This window comes from Lacticaseibacillus chiayiensis, from assembly GCF_004123795.1.
GTDB lineage: Bacteria > Bacillota > Bacilli > Lactobacillales > Lactobacillaceae > Lacticaseibacillus > Lacticaseibacillus chiayiensis.
This window is the reverse complement of the sequence record NZ_MSSM01000005.1, coordinates 189581-213920: the sequence shown is the minus strand read 5'-3', so window position 1 is coordinate 213920 and position 24340 is coordinate 189581. Positions and strand designations below refer to the sequence as shown.

Genomic DNA, 24340 nt, shown 5'->3' with positions numbered 1-24340 from the left:
GGTATCCTTTGGTACACATGACATTGGGAGGTTGAGACGTGGTGCGTCATCGTTGGGCTCTTTGGTTAGGCATTGTGACATTAAGTGCGCTTTTATTAGGTGCCGTTGCTTTTGTCTGGCAACAGAAGATAGATGTTCCGGAAAGACAGGCTAAGGCTGTGTTATCGCAGCGGCATGAGAAGGCGCCCCATCGTGAAGCCGCGCAAATGGCAGCAACGCATTTTGATGAGCGTCTCGATCGGCCGATCGAAACATTGGCGGGTAAATCGTTTAAAGAAATCTTAAAGAACGATAAATTTATTGGCAGTGCTTTGATCATCAAACAAGGCAAGATTATTTTCAATGGCGGCGTGGGTTACGCCGATGCTGCATCGAAACGGGTTAATGGGCCAACGACTTTGTTTCAGATCGGATCGATTCAAAAAGCGGTCACTGCGGTCGCCGTGATGCAGCTAGCTGAAGAAGGCAAATTGCATTTAGATGATCCGGTTGGCAAGTATCTATCCGGTATCAAAACCGGTGATCAGGTTACATTGCGCATGATGATCGATATGCGTAGTGGTTTTGCTCTTAAAAAGTATCAGCCTTACGTGATGGACGATGCCGGTATTATTCGTTGGGCAATTAGCAATATCACTTATCTGCCGCAACGAAACTATGCATATCAGGCAGTCAACTACCTTTTGCTCGCTGGTGTGGTTGAAAAGGTCACCGGTCGCTCTTACGAACAGCAGGTGAGAAGTACGATTATTGACCGTTTGGGACTCAAGCACACCGGATTCTTGCCAAAAATGCTGACAGACGCCAACCGTTCGTTGACATACACGGGACCGGTAACGAATCCTTATCAAACATCCATTGGCGAACCAAAACTGTGGTACAACCGCGAGCTAGGTACTGGCAATATGTATACGACGGTTGCTGATTTGTATCGATTGCTACGGGGCATTGATGATGGAAAAGTTTTGCAGTTGTCAGCGTTAAGGGCCTTGCGCAATCGCGATGACGGGGTCTATACGGCAGGCATTTATAATCATGCCGATTTTTACTCAACGAATGGCACCGTGGCCGGACAAATGGCGTCAACTGCTATTAGCCACGATGGCAAAGATGCGGTGATTTTGTTGAGTAATTATAATTCACATGCACTCAATCTTCACAATGAAGCCGTTCGTTTGTTTCAAATGCTGCGGCAAAAGGGATGATTGCCAAAATAGGTGAATGATTCCGACTTTTTGGCGCGCAGTGAGATTTTGACATAGCTTGCGCAAGGCCGCTTTGACCTGATATACTTGAACCAACATAGGGGAGTAACTAGCAGAGCTTTTCTGCGACAACATCACCAACAAGGCTATGTCTGGTGTTGTCTTAAATAGTGAGACTTATGGATCTACTGCTGGTAGGCCATAAGTCTCTTTTTGGCTACCGGCCCAAACAAAAAAGGAGGCACTATTTTGGCAAAAAAACCGCCATATGCATTAAGCAGTCAAGAAGTTCTGCAAGAAGAACAAACCCAATTGACTGGACTATCTAAAGAAACGGCACAAACCCGGTTGGCTGAAAACGGGCCCAACGAACTGGCCCAGGCCGAAAAAAAGAGCATGTTGGCGCGCTTTTTGGATCAGTTCAAGGACTTCATGATCATTGTCCTGCTTGCTGCTGCTTTGATTGCCGGGTTCCTGTTGAGTGAATGGGCAGATGCTGGGATTATTTTGGCTGTTGTGTTACTGAATGCCCTCTTTGGCGTTTTTCAGGAAAGCAAGGCCGAAGAAGCGATTGACGCGCTTAAGGAGATGTCGACGCCGAATGCACACGTCCGGCGTGGCGATCAGGTTTTGACGATTCCAAGCAGTCAGTTGGTTCTCGGCGATATCGTGTTGCTGGAAGCTGGTGATGTGGTTCCTGCTGATTTACGGTTGGTGGAAAGCGCTAATTTAAAAATCGAAGAAAGTGCCTTAACGGGTGAAAGTGTACCGGTTGATAAAACCACGGCACCGTTGGACACTGATGATGTTGGTATCGGTGACCGGACCAATATGGCCTTCATGAACAGTAATATCACTTACGGCCGTGGTGTCGGCGTCGTTGTTGCCACCGGGATGAAGACTGAAGTTGGACGAATTGCCGGGATGATTAATGCCGCCGAAGAAACGACGACACCGCTTCAAGAAAACCTTAAGAGCCTGGGCAAGACGCTGACTGTGATGATTTTGGTGATTGCAGTGATTGTTTTTGCGGTCGGCATCTGGCGCAATGCGGCAAGTCTGCCGGAAATGTTCTTAACGGCGGTGTCCTTGGCAGTTGCGGCTATTCCTGAGGGGTTACCGGCAATTGTGACGATTATTTTGGCATTAGGAACCCAGAAAATGGCCAAGCGCCATGCCTTGGTTCGCAAACTGCCTGCTGTCGAAACCTTAGGCAGCACTGATATCATTGCCAGTGATAAAACTGGTACGTTGACGCAAAATAAAATGACGGTTGAAAAGGTTTATTACGATGGTCAGTTAAATAATGCCAGCGACGGCATCCATGGCGGCAATCCACTCATGACCATTATGAATTTTGCCAATGATACGCAGGTTCAGGATGATGGAAAATTGTTAGGGGATCCAACCGAAACCGCGCTGGTGGCGTATGGGAAGACCCAATCGTTTGATCTTGATCAGGCTTTGGCGGACGAACCGCGAATCGATGAAGTACCGTTTGATTCTGAACGTAAATTAATGTCGACCCTTCATCGGCGGGCAGATGGCAAGATTCTGGTGACAACCAAGGGCGCCCCGGATGAATTACTCAAGCGGGTAACTGAATTGGCTACCGGTGATCACGCGGCGCCGATGTCAGACAGTGAACGCGATGCCATTTTAAAAGCCAATAAAGATATGGCCACGCAGGCTTTGCGTGTGTTGGGTATGGCTTATAAGGTCATTGATAAGGTGCCTGAACCGGTCAATTCAGAGACAATTGAAAACAATCTTATTTTCGCCGGTTTGGTCGGGATGATCGATCCGGAACGGCCTGAAGCAGAAGCAGCGGTCGCAGAAGCAAAATCAGCCGGGATTCGGCCGATGATGATTACCGGCGATCACCGCGATACTGCTGAAGCAATTGCGGTGCGGCTTGGGATCATTGATCAAGGCGATGACGATGCTGTCATTACCGGGGCCGAACTTGACCAGCAAAGCGATGAAGAATTTGCCAAAAATGTTGGTAAGTACAGTGTTTATGCGCGAGTGGCACCGGAGCATAAAGTTCGGATTGTCAACGCTTGGCAAAAAAAAGGTAAAGTTGTTGCAATGACCGGTGATGGTGTTAATGATGCCCCTGCTTTGAAGGCCGCCGATATCGGAATTGGCATGGGGATCACTGGTACAGAAGTTTCCAAGGGTGCCTCTGACATGGTGCTAGCTGATGACAACTTCGCCACGATCGTTGTGGCCGTTGAAGAGGGCCGGAAAGTCTTTTCCAACATTCAAAAAGCTATTCAGTATCTGTTGTCCGCCAACCTTGGCGAAGTGCTGACGCTGTTTATGATGACTATGCTTGGTTGGGATATTCTGGCACCGGTGCACATTCTTTGGATTAATCTGGTGACGGATACTTTCCCGGCGATTGCTCTTGGGGTTGAACCGACAGAACCTGGCATTATGAACCAAAAACCGCGTGGTCGTAAATCCAACTTCTTCTCAGGCGGTGTGGGTCCAGCGGTCATCTGGCAGGGTATTCTTGAAGGCTTATTGACCCTAGGCGTTTACTGGTTTGCCATCACGTATCCGGTGCACAGCGGTCAAGCAGCAATGCATGCGGACGCTTTGACGATGGCATATGCTACCTTAGGCTTGATTCAACTCTTCCATGCCTTTAACGTCAAAAGTATTCATCAAAGCCTCTTTACAGTTGGGGCCTTTAGAAATAAAGCCTTTAACTGGGCAATTCTTGCATCCTTCGTATTACTGGCTGTCACGATTTTAGTACCGGGGTTCAATGGACTATTCCACGTGACGACGCTGGATTGGCATCAATGGTTAACGGTTCTAAGTGCCGGTGTTACCATGATTGTGCTCGTCGAAATCGTCAAAATCTTTGAACGCGCTCGGCGTAAGCGGCGTGGCCTGTAAAACATTAAGCATATAAGACAAACAAAATTGATGAATCAGTTTTCAAGAGAGGATTCGTGCTTTTCATGAACAAGCAACAAATAAAAATAGCGCACTATGGCACTACAATTAATGATGTGGTGGAACAAACACAAGACAATCAGGAAAAAATGGCTCCTTTATTTGAACCGTTACGTCAAGCAATCGATGCCGGCAAATTGGCTGATTATGATCAGGATACTTACGATGACACCCGGAGTGTGTTTCGTGAAGGCACCGATGTATATCAAAAGTTACTAACGCAATTGCAAGAAGTTGCGGTTCCTGCGCGGTTGATCGGTCCACATCGCACCTTAATTCACAATTATGCGGCCTTCACAGCGGCGTGCGAAGCCATGACTGAAAGCCTCAAGCCTGACTTAGAGGTAGATGTCGCGGCGTTTAATGCAGCTGAAAAAGCGCAAGATGAAGCGATCCAAAAATTTACCAAGCAGATTCAAAAGATTTCTGCGGTCTTACAGTAATTTTCTTCGTGAAAAGAATCATTTTCGCTTGACATGAGAAGTTTGCTCACGTATCTTTAATTTACCATCTTAATTCAAATTTAAACGAATGGAGGAAACCAACATGAAAGCACTGCTTACCTTAAAAACTTGGCAAAGCCAACTTTAGGTAGGTTGCAGACGCGACCTGCCAGACGCGCAGGTTGTGTCTATGTTGGCTTCTGTTCAATTTGTCCGCATAGATACCCACAACGGGACTATGCGGTTTTTTATTTGCCGCAAAGGGACAACCTGATGCGGCAATTTTTGTGTGAGCGTGAGCCGGCGCGCTTAGAAGTCGGAGTGTAAGTGGCCTCAGACCGCAATGGCCGGTCTAAGCCATTGCGGTCTGAGGTCCTTACACGCAGACTTTTGCGCCGGTGAACGCGTTATAGAAAGCAAAAGCAAGATTTTCACGTCCAGCCCTCAATAGAACTAGTACCATACCGGTCTTTGGCCATTGCGACCAAGGTCCTTACACGCAGGTTTCTGGGATGGCGAGCGCGTTATAGAAAGCTGAGCGTGAGCCGGCGCGCTTAGAAGTCTGCGACAGCGAGCGCGTTACAGAAAGCAAGACTATCGGCCGGCCCTCAATCGAACCAGCCCCACATTAAAAAATCCATCACGGCCACAGCCACCACCTAACCAAAAATCACAACAATTGGAGGAACACGTATGAAGCGAATGCTTGGATTGATCATCATCATCTTCGGTTTTTTAGGCATTGCCTATTTTCAAAGCGGCACAACAACGCAACAAACGCAAACAAAACCAACTGTAGGAATTTTGCAGCTGACAACCCATCCGGCGTTAGATGCGATTCATAAAGGCATTATTTCAGGGTTAAAGGACAAAGGCTACGTTAACGGTAAAAACATCAAAATCGACTTCCAGAATGCCGAAAACGATCAGAGTAATCTGAAGTCAATGTCGGAACGTTTTACCGAAGAGAATGCGGCGGCTACCGTGGGAATTGCAACCCCAGCGGCCCAGGCATTGGCTAATGTTAACCAGAAAACGCCAATCATTCTCGGGGCCATTACCGATCCCGTGGCGGCTAAACTGGTCAAAAATGTCAAAAGGCCGGGTGGCAATATCACCGGTGTTTCCGATCAGGCGCCGATTGCGACCCAACTAAAGCTGATTCGCCAGATCATGCCCGATGCGAAAACGCTAGGCGTGATTGCCACTTCTAGCGACGATTCGGCCCAGACCCAAGCAAAGATGGTGGCAAAACTCGGGCCAAAAGAAGGTTTTACGGTGAAACGGTATGCCATTAGTTCCACCAATGATCTAAACCAAGTGGCAAGCCAAATGGTCAGCCAAGTTGATGCTGTTTTTGTGCCGACTGACAATACGGTTGCCAGTGCGATGCAAACACTGGTTGCGGCGGCCAATACGCGCAAAGTGCCGATTTTTCCAACTGTGGATACCATGGTTAAACAAGGCGGGGTCGCCACGATCGGAATCAATCAGTTTCATCTAGGCGTTGTTACCGGACACATGTTAGCGGATGTCTTGAAAGGTAAAACCAAACCCGCAACGACGCCCATTCATTTTGAAAAAACCGGTCAGCTTATTTTAAACGAGAAACAAGCAAAACAGTTAGGGTTGACCTTACCTAGCGCGTTAGTTAAACAGGCAGAGACGAAAGGAACGGTGATCAAATGAGTTTAGGCGTTTCGGCAATTGGTCAAGGATTGCTTTATGGGTTAATCGGTTTGGGATTGTTTTTGACCTTTCGGGTACTTGATTTTCCCGATATGACAGTTGAAGGGACTTTCCCGTTTGGAGCGGCAGTTGCGGTCAGTGCAATTACGCATGGTATTTCGCCGATCGTTGCGACACTGCTTGCCACCGGGGCGGGGATGCTTGCGGGCTTGGCAACAGGCTTATTGACAACAAAAGGGCGGATTCCAGTCTTACTCGCCGGAATTTTGGTTATGACCGGCTTGTTTTCGATTAACTTAAGAATTATGGGGCGGGCGAACCTATCCTTGTTGCACCAAGCCAATCTTTTTCAGGAATCGTTTTTGAAGGATCTACCGCCATACTTTAACAGCGTTGTGATTGGACTGGTGGTTGCGGTCGTTGTAGTCGGATTACTCATATTGTTTTTGAATACCCAGTTGGGTCAAGGCTTCATTGCTGCCGGAGATAATCCGAACATGGCGCGTAGTTTGGGGATTGATCCTGATCATCAAATGGTGCTTGGCTTGATGGTTGGTAATGGACTTGTCGGACTCGCCGGTGGCCTTTTAGCGCAGAACAATGGCTATGCGGATGTGAATATGGGCATCGGGGTTATTGTTATCGGGTTGGCTGCCATCATCATCGGTGAAGTCGTTTTCGGCGAATTGACATTGTCGCAACGGTTAGTGGCCGTTATTTTGGGCAGTATTCTTTACCGATTTGTCCTGCTAGTGGTTTTGGCACTGGGTTTCAACGCCGACGACCTGAAATTAATTTCGGCAGTGGTTCTAGCTATTGCCATCATGGTGCCGCAAATCGATCATCAACTGCGATTACGGCGCGTTTTGCAAAAAGGGGTGCAGGTTCATGGCTGAATTAATATTGGATCACGTCACAGTCAACGTCCCGGTCGCAACGGAAGTAAAAACCTTACTTCAAAATGTGACGTTGACGGTCAAGAACGGTGATTTCGTAACGGTTTTAGGCCACAACGGCGCAGGAAAATCAACGCTGTTTAATGCCATTACCGGCGATCTACCGGTGAGCGGAGGGACGGTGACCTTGGCCGGTAAAAAGTTGAATGGGCAGCGTCCGGAGCAACGGGCACGTCACATTGCCCGAGTCTTCCAAGATCCGAAAATGGGCACAGCCCCGCGAATGACAGTCGCCGAAAATTTGCTATTAGCCAGTCACCGTGGCCAACGATTAAGTTTGCGCTCGCGCGGACTAAATGCCCAAAAGGATCGGCTGAAAGAGCTTGCGGCAAAAACCGGAAATGGCCTTGCTGAAGCGCTAGATAAACCGACTGAACAACTTTCCGGTGGGCAACGGCAGGCACTGAGTCTGTTAATGGCCACCATGCGCGAGCCGGATCTGTTATTGCTTGATGAGCACACGGCAGCACTAGATCCACACACGAGCCAGTCAATCATGATGCTGACGAACGAAATCGTTTCGAATCAAGATTTAACCTGCTTGATGATTACACATCAAGTCGAAGATGCGTTGCGCTATGGCACGCGCTTAATTGTTTTGGATGCTGGTCAGGTTGTGGCTGATTTTGATCGAAAGAGAAAAGCCGCCCTAACCCGTGATGATGTTTTGGCATTTTTTAGCTAAAGACTTTTTTAGCTAGAGCATTCGAATAATTGTGTCTCAATGCATTAAAAATGGGTGATGCATGAGCCAGATTCAACTTTGCAAGGACGTTTAAAAACCGATTCTAGATAATCGTGCATTTTGCATGAACATCTAGAATCGATTTTTGTATTGTTGGTATAGATTGTTTGTGAATTGGTTAGTGTTCAACGTTGGCCGTGCAATCGCCCATTACATGATGTACACTATTGGCTCGGAGGTAATGTTCAACGATGACAAACCAAGAATTGCAGGCACGCGTGGAGGCTATTTCCATGGCGTCATTTCATCAGCCGTTCCGACATCATGCTTTTTTCAATGCGCGGCTTAAAACAACCGGCGGACGGTTTCATCCGGCTGACATGAATTTGGATTTTAATCCCAAACTCTTTGCCGATTATCCCACAGCAATCACCGATGGTATCATTAAACACGAACTGGTGCACTATCATTTGTATGCTCAACACCGCGGTTACCAACACCGTGACCATGATTTTCGCCAATTACTGGCAGCAGTCGGCGGCTCCCGCTTTGCACCACCGCTGCCTACAACCGGTCGTCAGTATATCTACGTTTGTACCCAGTGCGGTCGCCAATTCATTCGTCGTCGCCGGCTTGATGTCTGGCGTTATGCCTGTGGCCATTGCCGAGGCAAGCTTCGACTACAAAAAACGGTGCTCAATTAAGAGGCTTTTGCAAAATTAAATTGACCGGTTGGAACCCGGCCTTAACGTAGACTTCACGAGCCGTCTTATTGGCACTGAGAACGTTTAACTGGATAAAAGCCGCTTGGTGACTTTTGGCGAAAGACTCGACCGCCGCCATCAGCTGTTTTGCCAAGCCTCGGTGACGCTGATCACGGATGACAAAGAGATCAATGAGTTGTGCAAAATGCTGTGGCACAAATTCAGGACTGGCGCCGGTTTGTGCTAAGACAACCAAAGCAAAACCGGTAAGCTTGCCATTGCTTTCCGTCACAAATAAGCGGGCAAGGTCGTTTTGCAGATAGTCTGCAAAATATTGACGATTATCGGTGGTTAATGGCCGATATGTGTCCGGTGCCAATGTCGCCATTTCCGTCGTAAGCTGTCGGTAAAGATTCACAATCGCAGGAAGATCAACAAATTGGCCTTCACGAAGCATCTTAGGTCACTCCTATTCCATTCAGACTAAGCGGTTACGAATAACGAATCATTAAAAAAGATCCGATCAACAACAGCATCTTGTTGATCGGATCTTTTTACGCTGCGGGCAAGAAGACTCGAACTTCCATGAGCAAAAATGCTCACAAGATCCTTAATCTTGCGCGTCTACCAATTCCGCCATGCCCGCATAGCTATTTAAGCACAAGAGATATTATAGAAAAACAGATGATCAAAGTCAACAGAAATTTACTATTCGCTTGACACAGAAATTTACTATTCGTCTGAAACCAGAAAATGACCAAAAGTTGACAGTTGCTGACCGAAAGCTGAACTTGTTTGGTGCTGCTTGGAACGTGTATAATCTGATAGAACTAACTGTAAACAAATAGGGGGTCCAACATGACGCGTCGAGGGAAAGCGTATAATATTGCTATTATTGGGATTCTCGGTGCTTTGATTATCCTCCAGGCCTATATTCCGATGGTGGGTTATGTTCAGATTTTTCCAGCCTGGCCTGCCATTTCGACGATTCATTTGACCGTCATCATTGGCGGAATTGTTCTAGGATATGGTGGTGGTGCCAGTCTTGGCTTATTATGGGGACTGACAAGCTTGATTCGTGCTTATACATCAGCGACTGATCCTGTGACTTTATTACTTTTTCGTAATCCGATCATTGCATTAGTGCCTCGCGTCATGGTCGGTCTTGTGGCGGCGTTTATCTTTCATCAATTGTTCAAACGCCACCAAAGTGCACTCGCACAAACCGTTAAGATGGTGTTTGCCGGTATTGTTGGTGCTTTGACGAACACGCTTCTGGTCATCGGCTTTACCTGGCTGCTTTTTTCCAGTAAAGCAGCACAAATTGTGCCAGGCGCCAATGCAACGAATCTTGGTTGGTTGTTGATCACGGCGTTAGCGATTAACGCGGTTGCTGAAGCCTTACTAGGTGGTATTGTCACACCAATCCTAGGGCATGCATTATTGCGGTTTCGACGAAAATAGCTTTAGAATCAGCAAGCATGAGTTTTGAGAAGCGGAGGCTTTGGATTGACAGATGAAGAGCAGCAAGTCGTTAATTTATTGAAAGCAATGGTACAAATACCGAGTGTCGGTGCAAAAGAAGGTCAAGTTGCCGATTTGATTGAGGCTTATTTAGCCCCTGAATGGCAAGCCGGTTTAATCAGGCGCAAGCGGATTACTTATGCGCCGGGACGGGATAATCTGGTTTTGACTGTTGGCGATCCCAAAGCTAAACGGTGGTTAGGTGTTGACGGACATATGGATGTCGTCGATGCCGGCGATGAGTCTAAATGGGAATTTCCACCGTTTTCAGCCCATATCAAAGATGGCAGGTTATACGGTCGTGGGGCGACGGATATGAAATCCGGTCTGGCAGCGGTGATCGTCGCTTTGAAAAAGGTCGCGCATACGCAACTGGATCATGGAATTCAATTGATGGCCACTGTCGGTGAAGAAATCGATAATTATGGCGCCCGGCAATTAGCTGCGGCAGGTTATGGCGACCGCTTGGCTGGCCTTTTAGTGGCAGAACCCGGCAATAGTAACGTGGATGCGGCTGAGCGCGGGATTATTGATTATACGTTAACCGCGCACGGTAAAGCGGCACACTCATCGCGCCCGGATCTTGGTGCCAATGCGATTCATGGTTTGTTTGCATTTGCCAACGCGGCATTGACAGCAACAGCGCCATTGCAAGCTAAGGATGATCCGATTTTGGGACACGCCACGCATAATATTGATATGATCCGTGGCGGGAATCAGATCAACTCGCTGCCAGAGTCGGCCTATCTTCGTGGCAATATTCGCACAACGATGATCGCTGACAATGATGCGTTCATTCAGGCACTGAAACAAGCGGCGAAAACGGCTGTCCCAAAAGGCGTTCACCTGTCACTTTCAATTGACTCGGTGCTTGGTCCGGCTGCTGCTTCGCCTGACAATGCCTTGATTGAAACGGTTCAGCAGGCGCGGCAACATGTCGGCCTTGACCGTGGGGCTGTGGCGTATCGAACCGGAATTACTGATGCAGCACTGTTCTATCACGATGGTTTGGATCTGGCAATTTACGGACCAGGAAATGATACATCGCATGAGACTAACGAATATGTGACGCTCCAAGATGTTTTTGACAGTGTGAAAGTTTATAAAGATGTTTTTATGAATTATTAAGTAGAATATTGTAATTGAAAAAACTTGTACGCATGATCGGTACAAGTTTTTTGCTTGCTTATGTTCGACGCAGCCCAGTCTGGTTTACGATTCATGCCTAATGCCTAAGTGATATTCGGCATGATGGCGCCAGGTCTCACCTGCCGGAAGTTCCCAGGCTTGTGCGTGCGAATTAGCTTCAGGGGCAATGCCGATTGCCACATGGGGCTGGCCGAGGATACCGTTGAAGTTGTTTTGCGTACCAATGTCGGCAAACGGATCGATTCGGGTGGCCGGCGTATCGGTTACGTAATGGAGTTGCCAGTCAGCAGCTGCCATACTATACTCATGAGCCGGATAAACTTTTGGTTGTTTGGGAACCGCGGTTGGCTGCGTAGCAATTGTTAATTTGGCTTGCATCATTGTTTGCGCCGGATCAGCCGTGAGCAGCCAAGGCAAGACCAGTCGCGGATGCATGCGAATGGAAGCGCTGGTTTGGATCGCCATGTCGATTGTCCAGATGTTCGCGTTGTTGAGACGGTGGGTGATGGTAAGTTGTCGCGAGCCAGGTTGACCGTCTGCACCCTCTGGCAAGTCTAACGAAAACGTGATGACTAAATCAGGATCCTGACTGGTTTTCACCGCCCAGTTCCAGTTTTGCCATGCGCCAGAGACATTGGTTTCTGTTGGTTGCAGTGGACCGGTCATGGCACCGAAAAAGCCTGGCTGGTGCAAATAGTCTTCTAAAGTGACAAATCCTAGCAGTAAGTTAGGATCAAACCCAGTTGCGTTAGGCAGACGAACCTGTTGAACGCGGGCACCGAACGTCAAAAAACGTAAGGTCATGTGATGATCATTCACCAAAGTATATTGGGTAATCCGTTCCTGACCAACTTTGGCAAAAATTTTGGCGCTTAGTTTCATGACGGAAACGCTTCCTTTCTCAATAGTCTAAGCCTACAGAAAAATTGCTTCAGATTCAATGCAATCATGACTTGAATCTGCTAGGCTTGATAAAGAAAGAGAAGGGTGGAACCATGAAAACGTTACTTAAGAAGGCCTATCAATTACTGTGGGTACTATTTATTCTGGCACTTGCTTACAGTTTCTGGGCCCGCGATATTCTGCCCCAGCAGTTACGACCATATGGTGATCCGGCCAGCTTTGTGATCATTAGCTTGTTTGTCGTGGTGAATGCCATTTGGCTTTATCACCACCATTTTCGCTTCCGTGATTTAAAAATGGAAAACGTCGACATCATGGAAGGCGAGAAATTTGAGGAGTTTTGTGCCTATTTGTTGAAGCGGAATGGGTTTAAACATATCCAGTTGACGCAAGCTTCCGGTGATCAAGGAATTGACATCATCGCTCGAAAGAAGGGGCAGTCCATTGGATTTCAATGCAAGCGTTATACCGGTTTTGTCGGTAACAAAGCGGTGCAGGAGGTCTGGGCCGGCCATCAATTTTACAAACTTGATCAAGCTGCGGTGATTACCAACAGCGACTTTTCCGACTCGGCAATTGCACTAGCGGATGATCTGGGGGTTATGCTTATTGATCGTAAAAAGCTCAAACGGCTCATGAGAAGGCTACCAAGTTGAGGTGAGCGTGAGCCGGCGCGCTTAGAAGTCGGAGTGTAAGTGGCCTTGGACGCAATGGCCCGGGCTTAGGCCATTGCCGACCAAGGTCGCACGCAGACCCCCTGCGCCGGCGAATGCGTTATGGAAAGTCTGACGACTGTGTGATCAGTTTGATGAGGAGGCAACAGAGGATCAATGTTACTGGGATTAAAAGCTAGTACAGATGAACGGCAGATTCGCGATCGATTGCAGTATCATCCGGATGTATTTGAATTTCACTTAACCGAAAATGATTTTACGGCTGCAGGATGGGCGCATTTTTTGAAAATGGTGACTTGGGTTCGCAGCCAAGTGCCCACAGTGGTTTTTCATCATCCGATGCGATTTCGTGGTCAACGCAACGAGTTAGCCATGAATCCAACCAAGTATCCGACTCGGTACGATTTCATGATGACCAGTTCGATTAAGCTCATGAATCTGGCCAAAAAGGTGAATGCCACAGCGTTGATTCATGGTGGTTATCGCGTGGACACACCAGGCGATTATGCTGGGTGGACAGATGTTGCTAAAGCGCAGGATGTTGCTTTAGCGCGGATGATTGCTTTCGCGCAGGAGGCACCGGGACACGTTGTCTTTGAAAACTCCATATCACCTATTTTTCGCTATGGCGATCCTGATTTTGAGGCGCGGATAATGCGGTGGCATCTACCGCTAGCCTATGATACCAGTCACACTTTCATCACGCTTCATGGCGATAACGATCGATTAATGGCCAGTCTGACGAATCTAAAACCTTTGGTGCGGCATTATCACCTTGTTGATTCGATGGGCAAAACGCATGACAGTCTGCCTTTGAGTCAAGGTCGGATTGACTGGGCGCGGATGTTGCCGCGGCTTAACCCTAAGGCCAGTCGCATTTATGAAATCGGGTTAAAGGATCAGTTCAACTGCGAAGAAATGATTGCTAGCCATCACTATTTACAAAAGGTGGCTGAAGAATTAGCCGCAGCCAAGCATCCAGCTTAATTAAGCAGCAAACCATTCGAGCGCTTGATGAACCCGAAAAGAGCGCGCGGCCCATTTGCGTCTGTCAGATACAAGAATCGTGTCTGGAGGTCCGGCTTTTTCAACAAGAGCTGCAGTTCCCAGACTCGTAAAGGTGCTTTGCGGGTCGGGTTGGGTTTAAAAATCAGTTGCGGCTGATCATCTGCTGTTGTCAGGACAAAATCATCAAAACGACTCGGTGTTGGCTGCGTGTTCAGCAACACGGAGGCGTTTTTGTTTTGGTCGGCTAATAAGGCGAGTAAATCAATCACTCGCATGGTGGTTGCCCCCCTTTCTGACAACAAAAGTTAAGGATTCATGAAGACGGTTGGTGCTTATCAGAACAATCGCATACAATTTAAGCAAGCTGATGTTTGATTTGGTTTTTTGAGGTGAAGATAGCAGAAGCCTGCGTGTAAGGACCTCATTCGCAATGGCCAAACCCGGGCCATCACGCCTGAGGCCGCTTACACTCCGGCTTCTAAACGCGCCAGTTCACGCTCTTAAACGCGTTCACTGCCGCAGAAGCCTGCGTATAAGGACCTTGGTCGCAATGGTCAAAGCCCGACCATCACGCCCAAGGCCACTTATACTCCGGCTTCTAAACGCGCCAGTTCACGCTCTCTAAATTATAGCTCAATGTTTTACATTTAAGTCTGTGATAAACTATAACGGTTTATCTACAAAGTGCGATTTTACGTATTAGGAGGTCATCATGGAAGAAGTTGTCATTCTCAGTGCCAAGCGGACGCCGATTGGGAAGTTGGGTGGCGAGCTTGCTGGGGCCAGTGCGGTTGATTTAGGGGTTGCGGCGGCAAAGGCAGCTATTAAAGCAGCGCGGCTTGAACCGAAAGAACTAGATCAAGCTATTTTCGGGAATGTCTTACAGGCCGGCTCTGGTCAAAATGTGGCCCGGCAAATTGCATTAAAAAGCGGGATGGCAAATCGTTCCACGGCCATGACGGTCAATGAAGTCTGCGGATCCGGATTGAAAGCAATTCGCCTTGGGCAGGCAGCAATTCAATTGGGGGAAGCCACAGCTGTGCTGGTTGGCGGTACAGAAAGTATGAGTCAGGTACCTTATTACGCGGAAGCCATGCGCGCTGGCCATAAGTTTGGTGACACAGCTTTTGTTGACGGACTTAGCCGTGACGGTCTAAACGATGCCTTCAGTCAGCAACCAATGGGGATTACCGCGGAAAATATTGCCAAGCGCTTTGAGGTTAGCCGCCGCGATCAAGATGAGTTTGCTTTACGCTCGCATTTACGCGCGGCAGCTGCAGCGGCTGAGGGTCGATTCAAATCGCAGATGGCACGGGTCACGATTGCCGGTCGCCGCGGTGATGTCACCGTCGAAACCGATTCCGCCATCCGTCCGGACACGTCGCTGGCTCAACTAGCCAAACTGCCGCCGGTTTTTGAAGTTGGCGGTACGGTGACGGCTGGCAATGCAAGCGGCATTAATGATGGTGCGGCGGCTTTGGTTTTGATGGCTAAAAGTAAAGCAAAACAACTAGGACGACATTATTTAGCGACCATTACCGATTATACTGAAGTCGGCATTGACCCGGATATCATGGGTTATGCGCCAAAATTGGCTATTGACCAATTGCTTCAGGCAAAGGGCGCCTCGATCGCGGCCATTGATCAGGTCGAACTCAATGAAGCTTTTGCCGCCCAAAGCGTTGCAGTGATACGTGATTTGGGATTAACCGATGAACAGGTGAATATTAATGGCGGTGCCTTAGCTTTAGGGCATCCGCTTGGGGCTTCCGGTGCACGCATTATGGTTTCGCTGCTTTATAACTTAGCTGAACGTGATGAAAAAACCGGTATCGCTGCTTTGTGTGTCGGCGGTGGTATCGGCATTGCAATGCAAGTCATCCGTCATGTGTAGGAGAGTGCAATGAAATTTTATGAAAAAACACCTGAAGAAAGGCGTGCGCAATTGATTCGCGAAGGTTCGCTGACGCAGGCGGATGCTGATTTATTCGCGGCGACATCATCACTTCCTGCCACGACTGAAGCCAAGCTGGTTGAAAATTCAATCGGTGAATTTTCACTACCTTTGGGGATTGCGCGGAACCTCTTGGTGAATGGTCAGTTACATCAGGTGCCGCTTGCCAACGAAGAGCCTTCCGTTGTGGCGGCCGCCAGTAATGGTGCGCGGATTGCTGGGGAAAATGGTGGCGTTGTGGCACGGGTTGATGCGCATCAAGTCGTTGCTGAGGTGGTTTTAACAGAATTAACCGATTTGGAAGCTGCCAGGCAAACGGTTCTGGCCCATCAAGCAGACATCAAAGCGGTTGTCGCAGCCGCGCACCCTTCCATGATTCAGCGTGGTGGCGGGTTAGTTGCAGTCGCAGTATCGGTGTTGGCCAACCGTTTTTTGAAGATTCGCTTAACCCTTGATCCTAAAGCGGCGATGGGAGCCAATTATGCCAATACAGTTGCCGAAGCTGTTGCGGCAGTGGTTAAAACATGGCTTGGCGGGACAATTTTGGTCAGCATTTTAACGAATGCCCCGGCCGAGTTGGTGACCGCGACAGTGAGACTGGACCCGGCGAGCCTTGCCACGAAGGCGAAGCCAGGCGATGCGATTGCGGAAAAAATCGTTCAACTTAGCGACTTGGCATTTGTTGATCCGGAACGGGCCGTGACACATAATAAAGGAATTCTTAACGGTGTGATCGGGGCGGTTTTGGCAACTGGCAATGATACGCGGGCAGTTGCCGCTAGTGTGGGTGCTTTTGCAGTTGCTAGCGGCCAATACCAACCTTTGTCGCGCTGGGTGATGCGAGCTGGCAAGTTAGAAGGAACGTTACAAATGCCATTACCGCTTGGGACAGTGGGCGGTGCGATCGGCGCATTACCATTGGCGCAAGCTGCCCGCCGTCTGGGTGGTTATCGGGACTTAGCCACCATGCAGCAGGTGATGGCGGCATTAGGTTTGGTGCAGAATCTTGCGGCATTGCGGGCACTGGCCGGACCCGGGATTCAAGAGGGACACATGAAGCTGCAAGCCAATGCCTTAGCGATAACGGCTGGTGCCAAGGAACATGAACTTCCGGCTCTGGTTACCGCATTGCGGGAAGGTCAAATGGATTTAGCACACGCAAAAACTTATTTAGCAAACATTCGATTAAATCAGAAAGTAGGCCAATCAAAACATGAAAATCGGGATTGACGCCATTGCAATGGATACACCGGACTTTTACGTTGATTTAGTGACACTCGCAAAAGTCAGGGGAGATGACCCGGACAAATACACCATCGGCATCGGCCAAGATGAACAGGCGGTACCGCCTTCAAGTCAAGATATTGTGACGATGGGCGCCAATGCTGCATCGCAATTGGTAACTCCGGCGATCCGGGCAAGTATTGGAATGGTGCTGGTTGGAACCGAAAGTGGTGTGGATGCGAGTAAGTCCGCAGCATTGTTTATTCATCAGCTGCTGGACTTGCCTGAATGGGTGCGCGCAGTTGAATTAAAAGAAGCCTGTTATGGCGGAACCGCGGCTTTGATGATGGCGCGGGATTATGTGGCCGGACACCCAGACAAAAGTGTCCTAGTCATCGCGGCTGACATTGCCCGTTATGGCTTGGCCACAGCAGGTGAAGTCACTCAAGGCGCTGGCGCTGTCGCGATGATCGTCAAGGCGGAACCGCGGCTGATCACGATCGAACCGGATTCGGTTTATCGCTCGACTTCGATTAATGACTTTTGGCGGCCCATTTACCAAGATACTGCGATTGCCCAAGGAAAGTATTCCACCGAGCAGTATTTGGCTTTTTTTCAGGCTGTCTGGGATCGTTATCAGGAGGAAAACAAGTTAACCGCGGATAATTTTGCCGGAATGACGTTCCATTTACCTTACACCAAAATGGGCAAAAAGGCGTTGGATTTAGCCTTACCGAAAGCTGAGCCGCAGACTGTGAAACGGTTAAAAGAACGGTTTGACGCTAGTACCCGTTACTGTCGCCGGATCGGTAACATTTATACGGGTTCGCTTTACCTGGGACTGCTTTCCTTATTGGATCACGATGCAACATTGCAAGCCGGGGATCGGATCGGGCTTTTTTCATATGGCTCTGGTGCCGTGGCGGAGTTTTTCAGCGGTATTTTACAACCGGGCTTCAGCGATCAACTCCAATCAGCCGTGCACGCCCGCCAATTAGATGAGCGCCAACAGCTGACTGTACCTGCTTACGAGGCGCTGTTCAGTGACAAAGTGCCCTATGATCCTGAAGATTACCGACCAGATCCGGCATATTTCCGTGGCCAATTTGTTTTGACTGGCGTCGTTGGGCAAGAACGCTTGTATGAAAAGCGACCAGCCCATGCTTCCAACGCAACACAGCAACTGGATTGATGTCTGGTTATTTTATTGCGGTCATTCTCGTCAAACGATCGGGAAACTGTCAATCTGTATTAGTCAATTTGGTTGACTGTTCTGGTTGCTGATGCCTTGTTGTGATAGCAATGGAGGTGCTTTCCTAGTTTTCGGTGCTTTTGCAATCGTGACTGAGGTGAAAAGGCTTGCATTCCCAATGATTAGTTGTTATACTCTATTTTGTAATCAGCTTACAAAATGTAAGTAACAATGGAGGCAAGTGTCATGACAGAAAAAATCAATGCTGCAGACGCAATGATCAAGGTGCTTGAAGACTGGGGCATTCATAACATTTATGGATTGCCGGGCGGTTCTTTTGATAGCACGATGAATGCACTTTATAATCGGCGTCACACGATCAACTATGTTCAGGTTCGGCATGAGGAAGTCGGTGCGTTGGCCGCAGCTGGTGAAGCTAAAGTGACTGGCCGCATTGGTGCCACATTTGGTTCTGCAGGCCCTGGAGCTGTGCATCTGCTCAATGGTTTGTATGATGCGCAATACGATCACGTGCCGGTTTTGGCTTTGGTCGGGCAGGTGCCGACTGCTGCCATGAACACCAATTATTTCCAGGAAATGAATGAGAATCCGATGTTTGCCGATGTTTCGGTTTACAATCGGACGGCGATGACGGCTGCCCAGTTGCCGCATGTTGTGGACGAGGCCATTCGTCAGGCATACAAGCATCAAGGCGTGGCAGTGGTCACGATTCCTAAAGATCTTGGTTGGCAACAGATCGATGACAATTATGTTTCATCGGCCAACCTTTATCAGAAGCCGCTTTTGCCGGAGCCGGATCCGGAGCAAGTTGCAACGGCTTGGAGCATCATTAAAGGCGCCAAGAAACCGATCTTATACGTTGGTAATGGTGCGCGTGGTGCCCGCGATGAGATTATTGCTTTTTCTGAAAAAACGCATATTCCGATTATCACAACGGCTTTGGCAAAAGGCGTTGTGCCTGACGACTACAAGGCAAATATGGGTTCTGCCGGTCGAGTTGCGTCCAAACCAGGCGTTGAGGTAGCTCGCGGCGCCGATATGGTCTTGTTCCTTGGTTCGGATTTCCCATTCCAGCCATACTTTATTGCACCGAATGCCAAATATATTCAGGTCGATATTGATGCCAGCAAGTTTGGCCGCCGCCACACCGTTGACTTGGCGGTTCTGGCTGATGCCAAGAAGTTCATCAAAGCGTTGACCACCACCGCTGATTTATTACCGGAAACAGCTTGGTATCGGGCTGCCTTAGCCAATAAGGCAAACTGGGTTGATTGGATGAAGTCCTTTGAAGACGATGCAGAAACGCCACTGCGGGTTGAGCCAATCTTCAAGCTGATCAACGAGATGGCCGAAAAAGATGCCATTTTCCAAGTTGACGTTGGAAATGTCACCATTAACGGGATGCGCTATCTTAAGGCTAACGATGATCAGGTATTCACCACGTCCGGCTGGTATGCAACGATGGGTTATGCTTTACCGGCAGCCATTGGGGCACAGGCAGAGTTTCCCGATCGTCAAGTCTGGTCCATCTCTGGTGACGGCGGCTTTGCAATGGTGATGCAAGACATCATGACGCAAGTGAAGTATCACCTGCCAATCATTAACGTGGTTTTGACGAATCAAAGCCTAGGGTTCATCGAAGCAGAGCAGGATGATACGCATCAGCCACATTCAGGGGTTGATCTCATCGGTGCTGATTATGGTAAAGCTGCAGAAGCAATGGGCGCCCAAGGCTTTGAAGTCCACACGTTGGATGAACTCAAGGATGCGTTTGCCAAGGCGAAGGATCGTAAAGGTCCGGTTGTGATTGATGTGAAGATTTCCAATTTGCGGCCGATCCCGGTTGAACAGTTAGTTCTCGACAAGCAAACTCAGGATCCCGAAGCAGTTGATGCTTTCGTGAAGAAGTATCACGCCGAAAGCCTGATCCCATTTCGACAATTGCTGGAAGATGCAGAAAAGGCTAAGGCCAATGTTTAATTGAAGTGTAAAAAAGGCTTCCGATCATCAGTTGATTGACTGATGATCGGAAGCCTTTTGATATTTTGACTTAAGCAGTTGCCCGGGCTTTTATAGCCGCAACCAAGTCTGCTTCATCGGTGTAGATGGCACCGTTGAGTTTGATTAAGCCAGTGGTGTATAAATTCAGATAATGGAACTGATTTTCGGCAACTCGTTGCAAGGCGTCGAGTTTTTGCTGATTCGTCGCACCAAGACGCCGGCTGTCAGTGTAAAGGCCGAGAATCGGGATTTTGGTGGCATAGGCGACCCCGATTTCAGTGGCCACCCCATTGTCGATGACCGGACCATCCAAAATGGCTACCAACAGATCAGCGGTTTCCAGGTGATCAGTATCGGCTTGGGCAATCATTTTAGAATCGGCGCAAGCTTCTTTATTGTTAATTGCCGCGTTTTCCTGAGGCACATACAGGTCAACGCCAGGAACAGCGGCACGAATTTGGCCGGCCAATTTCGCGTTGTAATCGAAATCGGCATGACTGAAAAGGGCATTGGCAAAATAAATTTTCATGGCAAGAACCCGCTTTGTATGGATGAATGTGACGAATGAAGGGAATCTTTTGGCGATGTTGGAGCTGCTGTTTCACCTGACGCAATTAGCGGCGCGTAAACTTTACAACCGCCTCACAGCGGGCCGTTTGCGGGAACATGTCGATGCTCTGGATCCAAGCGACCTTGTAATGTTTGGCCAGAGGGATGAGATCACGTGCCAACGTTGAAGGGTTGCAGGAAATATAAACAAATTTCTTAGGATTAAGCGCTAGCAAGGCATCGATAAAAGGACGCTCGAGGCCGGCGCGTGGCGGGTCAACAATCACGGCATCAGCTTGAATGCCTTCTTGCAGCCACTTAGGAAACAGCGTCTCGGCTTTACCGACAAAATAGTGTGCTTTGGTGAAGCCGTTATGGACTGCATTTGCCTTTGCATCGTCAATGGCTTCAGGTACTGTGTCCATTCCGTAGATTGTCTGGTGCCGATTTGCAAGGCTGATTCCGACCGTGCCAATCCCACAATACGCATCAATCAGCGTATCGTCTGGTGCCAATTCAAGTGCGTCTTTTGCGACCGTATAAAGCCTTTCTGTTTGTACCGGGTTAAGTTGTAAAAAGGCTTGCGGCGAAACCTGAAAAGTACGGCCTAACAATGTCTCGTGGATATAAGGTTGGCCGGCCAACAATCGGTTTTCCTTACCCCAGATGATGGAGGTATTGCCTGGATTAATATTTTGAGCAATACTGACGACCATAGGCAAGCGTGTTGCAATGGCCGCGACCAATTTTGTTTGCTGTGGTAGTTTAGCGCTATTGGTAATGAATGTGACTTGCACTTCACCGGTTGCAAAAGATTCCCGAACAACCAGCGTTTTGACAATGCCGGCGTTATTTTTTTCTTGATAAATCGGAATCTGGAGTTCTTCAAGCAGTTGACACAAAGCAGCCACGACTTTCATGGTCAATGGCGCCTGCGTCAAAAAATGGGTCAATGGGACAAGGTGGTGTGAACCGGGCGCGTATAAACCGGCGCGAACATGACCGTCAATGACCCGAACCGGGAACTGAGCTTTGTTGCGATAATGCGTCGGATGCGTCATGCCAATGGTTGGTTTTAAGTCATAATGTTGCCAGCCTGCTGGTTTGAACTTGGCCAAGGCCTGTGCGACCACATCCCGTTTGAAGCGTAATTGTGCTGGATAAGCAAGATGGTTTAATTCGATGCCACCAATTTCTCCATAAAGCGGTTCCGCGGGTTTCACGCGATCCGGTGAAGCCGAACGGATTTTGTGAACCTTGGCTTCAAGATAGCGGTTGTAAATCGCCGTTACTTCTGCAACGACAACTTCACCAGGGAGCGCACCGGTGACAAAAGTGATTTTACGTTGATAATAGCCGATACCCGCACCATTGATATCCAACCGCTTGATAGTCAATGGAAAACGTTGCCCGATTTTAACTGTGGTTACCATAAATACTCCTTTACGTTGATAAATGGTGACGATCCCTGAAAAATTCTAGTATAATGTACTTTCAGGAGGATTGATTGTGAAAATTACTTATTCGAACACCATGAGCAAAAAAATGACGGCGACTGTTTGGCAAAACGACACGCCAAATGTCATACACGCTGGCGAAACGTTAGATCTCAAAGTCCAACGCGGCGACAAAATAACCTATAAGGTTGGCCGGTTGAACAAAGTCCATGCTATTGATTACCAAAGTCCAGAGGCTAAATTTGAAATTCAGATCAATCGCAGCCTGCAAAATGCCTATTTTGTTGTGATGCTTCTAATGGTGGCTTTTTTGTGGTTTAACCGCAACAGTAACTTAAACAACACGATACTGATTACCGCGGTGATTCTGGGGTTGGCTGGATATGAAGCATTAGTTTATTTTATCGGCTATACCGCCAAACCGGTCCACTAAAGCATCAAGGGTTAGGACTTCGCTGATGAACCGTGTTGACGTTGTAATTGTTTAAGTCGGCGATAAAGATGGAAATAATCTAAATCAGTCGGTTCCGGCATCCAGGTAATCAGCGGGGTTGCGGGATCAAACGGGTGGCCCAGACGTGGGATCACCCGTTTTGGCTTGGTGAGGGTGGTGATGATTAGATCCGGTTTGACTGCTGTATCAGGTGGCACAACCCGGATAAAGCCCAAATCATCCAGAAAGTTGAGCAAATCCCGTTTGGCAAACGAGTCATGCTCGATGAGAACGTTGACGACCATCTGCATGTCTCGGTTAAGTTCGGGATAATTGTCCTTCACCAAAAGATATAAGCCGCTGACGAATGGCTCGGAGAAATCGGCAAAAATGGATTCCGGCATCGATTTAGGAATCTTTTTGAGGTACTGTTGGATTTCCGTGGCTAATTGACTGCTGTCGGCTTCTTCATAAGGTGATTGGGCAAAATCAATGCGCTGGCTAAACCGTCCATCGAGTACGTACTCGGTAAAACTAAGACGGTACAGATTGGCAATCATGACTTGGCTTTCAGCAATCAGCTGGCGATCGGTTTCGTGCAGCTGATCGTTTAAGTGACTGAGCAAACCAAAGACGAATCGATTCACGAGGTTATCGGTTTCATCAAAATGTTCGATGATTTGCTTATCAAGCGTTTGCGGTTGCCGGGTAACGGTCATAAGATACATGCGCATAAAATAATAAAATTGTTTTTCCGCCTTTAGTTCGGACGCCGATAAATTAGGAAACCGTGATTGGGTAAAAATTAAATCCGGCAGATCGTCGTGGCCGAAAAAAAGCAGCTGCATGCGCCGATTCGGCAATAAGGTATGGCCGGCTTTGATCCGCATCAGCTGAATGGCGAGAATGACCAATGCCTCCTTGGACATCGGTTGCACCGGTAACAACAAAAATTTCGGCGCGACTTGATTGATCTCGGTCAAGAGCTGCTTTGCCTGCTGCTCTTGGACATCCGAAAATGGCCAGCCGGCACCGCGATAAGCAAGCATAAAAAAAGTAAACATCGCCAAGCGAATATGTAGTTCATCACCTTCGATTGCCCAGGTTGTGCTGTTGAGACTAACGCCATTGTCCGCCAAGTAATCCCGAAACGGGGTAATACGGCGTCTCAAAGTTGAAACGCTTGTCTGGTGATTTTCTTTAAATCGGTGAAAATCAGGGTTCGGATTTTTAAACACATCATCAAAGAATTCAAAAGGCAGGTTGTCTTTAAGCAAAGCAAAGCGGTACTGGTTGAGCGTGATACGTTCTAAAAATTGGGTAAAATTTGCCTCGTCAACGGCTTTGTCAGGAATGATTTTATTAAGCTGAACCAAAACGGTCTGAAATGCCGTGTAGGTTTGTGAGTATGATAAACCTGTTGTGCGGCTAAGTGCATTGATCGATATGGTTGTTTGTGGCAAGGTCTTCATTGCCCGAAATAGTTGATAATTAGTCATACTATGACGGTCAAAAAAACTAGCTTCAAACATAACAGACCTCCATCTTATTTATCAAAAGTATAACATAAGTGATGACGTGATTAGAAAGGTGGTC

Annotated in this window: 22 protein-coding genes and 1 tRNA gene; 16 read left to right on the top strand and 7 right to left on the bottom strand. The window is 48.2% G+C overall.

Translation table 11 applies throughout. From position 1 onward, the window contains the following. Positions 1 to 41 precede the first annotated feature (41 nt). The 7 genes from BVJ53_RS03220 (at position 42) to BVJ53_RS03185 (ending at position 8655) form a co-directional block, all read left to right on the top strand. Positions 42 to 1205, top strand: coding sequence for a serine hydrolase domain-containing protein (locus tag BVJ53_RS03220; protein ID WP_129301152.1), 1164 nt, complete (start codon positions 42 to 44; stop codon positions 1203 to 1205). Positions 1206 to 1454: 249 nt separating this feature from the next. Beyond that, positions 1455 to 4118, top strand: coding sequence for a cation-translocating P-type ATPase (locus tag BVJ53_RS03215; protein WP_129301121.1), 2664 nt, complete (start codon positions 1455 to 1457; stop codon positions 4116 to 4118). A 65-nt stretch (positions 4119 to 4183) separates the two neighbouring features. Then, complete coding sequence (locus tag BVJ53_RS03210; RefSeq protein ID WP_129301120.1) at positions 4184 to 4621, top strand: hypothetical protein; 438 nt, start codon at positions 4184 to 4186, stop codon at positions 4619 to 4621. Between the two features lie 693 nt (positions 4622 to 5314). Further along, a complete protein-coding gene (trpX, locus tag BVJ53_RS03200) occupies positions 5315 to 6310 on the top strand; it encodes a tryptophan ABC transporter substrate-binding protein (RefSeq protein WP_129301119.1) in 996 nt (331 codons plus the stop codon). Then, positions 6307 to 7206, top strand: a complete 900-nt coding sequence (locus BVJ53_RS03195) for an ABC transporter permease (protein WP_129301118.1) — start codon at positions 6307 to 6309, stop codon at positions 7204 to 7206. The genes trpX and BVJ53_RS03195 overlap by 4 nt, the downstream gene beginning before the upstream one ends. Next, positions 7199 to 7951: an ABC transporter ATP-binding protein gene (locus BVJ53_RS03190; protein ID WP_129301117.1), complete on the top strand. Its 753-nt coding sequence runs from the start codon at positions 7199 to 7201 to the stop codon at positions 7949 to 7951. The genes BVJ53_RS03195 and BVJ53_RS03190 overlap by 8 nt, the downstream gene beginning before the upstream one ends. Positions 7952 to 8202: 251 nt before the next feature. Next, positions 8203 to 8655 carry a SprT family protein gene (locus tag BVJ53_RS03185; RefSeq protein WP_129301116.1) on the top strand — a complete coding sequence of 151 codons (453 nt, stop codon included), beginning with the start codon at positions 8203 to 8205 and terminating at the stop codon, positions 8653 to 8655. On the opposite strand, the gene BVJ53_RS03180 is transcribed toward BVJ53_RS03185, so the two are convergent. Both BVJ53_RS03180 and BVJ53_RS03175 read right to left on the bottom strand, forming a co-directional pair. Continuing rightward, complete coding sequence (locus tag BVJ53_RS03180) at positions 8648 to 9112, bottom strand: GNAT family N-acetyltransferase (protein ID WP_129301115.1); 465 nt, start codon at positions 9110 to 9112, stop codon at positions 8648 to 8650. The two genes, BVJ53_RS03185 and BVJ53_RS03180, sit on opposite strands and share 8 nt — an antisense overlap. Before the next feature lie 103 nt (positions 9113 to 9215). After that, positions 9216 to 9301: transfer RNA gene (locus tag BVJ53_RS03175), tRNA-Leu, on the bottom strand. Between the two features lie 212 nt (positions 9302 to 9513). Here BVJ53_RS03175 and BVJ53_RS03170 point away from each other — a divergent pair. Together BVJ53_RS03170 and BVJ53_RS03165 are read left to right on the top strand one after the other, a co-directional pair. Next, positions 9514 to 10119 carry an ECF transporter S component gene (locus tag BVJ53_RS03170; protein ID WP_129301114.1) on the top strand — a complete coding sequence of 202 codons (606 nt, stop codon included), beginning with the start codon at positions 9514 to 9516 and terminating at the stop codon, positions 10117 to 10119. A 45-nt stretch (positions 10120 to 10164) separates the two neighbouring features. Beyond that, complete coding sequence (locus tag BVJ53_RS03165) at positions 10165 to 11307, top strand: M20 family metallopeptidase (RefSeq protein WP_263932445.1); 1143 nt, start codon at positions 10165 to 10167, stop codon at positions 11305 to 11307. Between the two features lie 84 nt (positions 11308 to 11391). On the opposite strand, the gene BVJ53_RS03160 is transcribed toward BVJ53_RS03165, so the two are convergent. Further along, positions 11392 to 12210: an aldose epimerase family protein gene (locus BVJ53_RS03160; RefSeq protein WP_129301112.1), complete on the bottom strand. Its 819-nt coding sequence runs from the start codon at positions 12208 to 12210 to the stop codon at positions 11392 to 11394. Positions 12211 to 12323: 113 nt separating this feature from the next. Between BVJ53_RS03160 and BVJ53_RS03155 the strand changes: the two genes are divergently transcribed. Both BVJ53_RS03155 and BVJ53_RS03150 read left to right on the top strand, forming a co-directional pair. Next, a complete protein-coding gene (locus BVJ53_RS03155; RefSeq protein WP_129301111.1) occupies positions 12324 to 12887 on the top strand; it encodes a restriction endonuclease in 564 nt (187 codons plus the stop codon). A gap of 174 nt (positions 12888 to 13061) precedes the next feature. After that, on the top strand, positions 13062 to 13892 hold the full coding sequence (locus tag BVJ53_RS03150; RefSeq protein ID WP_129301110.1) for a TIM barrel protein: 831 nt from the start codon (positions 13062 to 13064) through the stop codon (positions 13890 to 13892). Here BVJ53_RS03150 and BVJ53_RS03145 read toward each other — a convergent pair. After that, on the bottom strand, positions 13889 to 14188 hold the full coding sequence (locus BVJ53_RS03145; RefSeq protein ID WP_129301109.1) for a hypothetical protein: 300 nt from the start codon (positions 14186 to 14188) through the stop codon (positions 13889 to 13891). The two genes, BVJ53_RS03150 and BVJ53_RS03145, sit on opposite strands and share 4 nt — an antisense overlap. Before the next feature lie 437 nt (positions 14189 to 14625). Between BVJ53_RS03145 and BVJ53_RS03140 the strand changes: the two genes are divergently transcribed. The 4 genes from BVJ53_RS03140 (at position 14626) to spxB (ending at position 20284) form a co-directional block, all read left to right on the top strand. Next, positions 14626 to 15807 carry an acetyl-CoA C-acyltransferase gene (locus BVJ53_RS03140; RefSeq protein ID WP_129301108.1) on the top strand — a complete coding sequence of 394 codons (1182 nt, stop codon included), beginning with the start codon at positions 14626 to 14628 and terminating at the stop codon, positions 15805 to 15807. Between the two features lie 9 nt (positions 15808 to 15816). After that, complete coding sequence (locus BVJ53_RS03135) at positions 15817 to 17097, top strand: hydroxymethylglutaryl-CoA reductase, degradative (protein ID WP_129301107.1); 1281 nt, start codon at positions 15817 to 15819, stop codon at positions 17095 to 17097. After that, positions 17081 to 18283 (top strand): hydroxymethylglutaryl-CoA synthase, encoded by a 1203-nt coding sequence (locus BVJ53_RS03130; protein WP_129301106.1) that lies wholly within the window; start codon positions 17081 to 17083, stop codon positions 18281 to 18283. Before BVJ53_RS03135 ends, BVJ53_RS03130 begins: the two co-directional genes overlap by 17 nt. Before the next feature lie 246 nt (positions 18284 to 18529). Then, positions 18530 to 20284 (top strand): pyruvate oxidase, encoded by a 1755-nt coding sequence (gene spxB / locus BVJ53_RS03125; RefSeq protein ID WP_129301105.1) that lies wholly within the window; start codon positions 18530 to 18532, stop codon positions 20282 to 20284. Positions 20285 to 20354: 70 nt separating this feature from the next. Here spxB and BVJ53_RS03120 read toward each other — a convergent pair whose 3' ends face one another. Continuing rightward, positions 20355 to 20834 (bottom strand): nucleoside 2-deoxyribosyltransferase, encoded by a 480-nt coding sequence (locus BVJ53_RS03120; RefSeq protein WP_129301104.1) that lies wholly within the window; start codon positions 20832 to 20834, stop codon positions 20355 to 20357. 85 nt (positions 20835 to 20919) lie between these two features. Beyond that, a complete protein-coding gene (gene rlmD / locus BVJ53_RS03115; RefSeq protein WP_129301103.1) occupies positions 20920 to 22287 on the bottom strand; it encodes a 23S rRNA (uracil(1939)-C(5))-methyltransferase RlmD in 1368 nt (455 codons plus the stop codon). 76 nt (positions 22288 to 22363) lie between these two features. On the opposite strand from rlmD, the gene BVJ53_RS03110 reads away from it, so the two are divergent. Next, positions 22364 to 22744: a hypothetical protein gene (locus BVJ53_RS03110; RefSeq protein WP_129301102.1), complete on the top strand. Its 381-nt coding sequence runs from the start codon at positions 22364 to 22366 to the stop codon at positions 22742 to 22744. Between the two features lie 11 nt (positions 22745 to 22755). Here the strand turns inward: BVJ53_RS03110 and BVJ53_RS03105 are convergent, their stop codons facing one another. Then, positions 22756 to 24276: a helix-turn-helix domain-containing protein gene (locus BVJ53_RS03105; RefSeq protein ID WP_129301101.1), complete on the bottom strand. Its 1521-nt coding sequence runs from the start codon at positions 24274 to 24276 to the stop codon at positions 22756 to 22758. Between the last annotated feature and the right edge of the window lie 64 nt (positions 24277 to 24340).

Coding starts and splice junctions, on each gene's coding strand:
- BVJ53_RS03160 (WP_129301112.1), bottom strand. CDS start 12,210: ATGAAACTAAGCGCCAAAATTTTTGCCAAAGTTGGTCAGGAACGGATT.
- BVJ53_RS03210 (WP_129301120.1), top strand. CDS start 4,184: ATGAACAAGCAACAAATAAAAATAGCGCACTATGGCACTACAATTAAT.
- BVJ53_RS03195 (WP_129301118.1), top strand. CDS start 6,307: ATGAGTTTAGGCGTTTCGGCAATTGGTCAAGGATTGCTTTATGGGTTA.
- BVJ53_RS03120 (WP_129301104.1), bottom strand. CDS start 20,834: ATGAAAATTTATTTTGCCAATGCCCTTTTCAGTCATGCCGATTTCGAT.
- BVJ53_RS03155 (WP_129301111.1), top strand. CDS start 12,324: ATGAAAACGTTACTTAAGAAGGCCTATCAATTACTGTGGGTACTATTT.
- rlmD (WP_129301103.1), bottom strand. CDS start 22,287: ATGGTAACCACAGTTAAAATCGGGCAACGTTTTCCATTGACTATCAAG.
- spxB (WP_129301105.1), top strand. CDS start 18,530: ATGACAGAAAAAATCAATGCTGCAGACGCAATGATCAAGGTGCTTGAA.
- BVJ53_RS03135 (WP_129301107.1), top strand. CDS start 15,817: ATGAAATTTTATGAAAAAACACCTGAAGAAAGGCGTGCGCAATTGATT.
- BVJ53_RS03190 (WP_129301117.1), top strand. CDS start 7,199: ATGGCTGAATTAATATTGGATCACGTCACAGTCAACGTCCCGGTCGCA.
- BVJ53_RS03180 (WP_129301115.1), bottom strand. CDS start 9,112: ATGCTTCGTGAAGGCCAATTTGTTGATCTTCCTGCGATTGTGAATCTT.
- BVJ53_RS03170 (WP_129301114.1), top strand. CDS start 9,514: ATGACGCGTCGAGGGAAAGCGTATAATATTGCTATTATTGGGATTCTC.
- BVJ53_RS03105 (WP_129301101.1), bottom strand. CDS start 24,276: ATGTTTGAAGCTAGTTTTTTTGACCGTCATAGTATGACTAATTATCAA.
- BVJ53_RS03185 (WP_129301116.1), top strand. CDS start 8,203: ATGACAAACCAAGAATTGCAGGCACGCGTGGAGGCTATTTCCATGGCG.
- BVJ53_RS03145 (WP_129301109.1), bottom strand. CDS start 14,188: ATGCGAGTGATTGATTTACTCGCCTTATTAGCCGACCAAAACAAAAAC.
- BVJ53_RS03140 (WP_129301108.1), top strand. CDS start 14,626: ATGGAAGAAGTTGTCATTCTCAGTGCCAAGCGGACGCCGATTGGGAAG.
- BVJ53_RS03150 (WP_129301110.1), top strand. CDS start 13,062: ATGTTACTGGGATTAAAAGCTAGTACAGATGAACGGCAGATTCGCGAT.
- BVJ53_RS03130 (WP_129301106.1), top strand. CDS start 17,081: ATGAAAATCGGGATTGACGCCATTGCAATGGATACACCGGACTTTTAC.
- trpX (WP_129301119.1), top strand. CDS start 5,315: ATGAAGCGAATGCTTGGATTGATCATCATCATCTTCGGTTTTTTAGGC.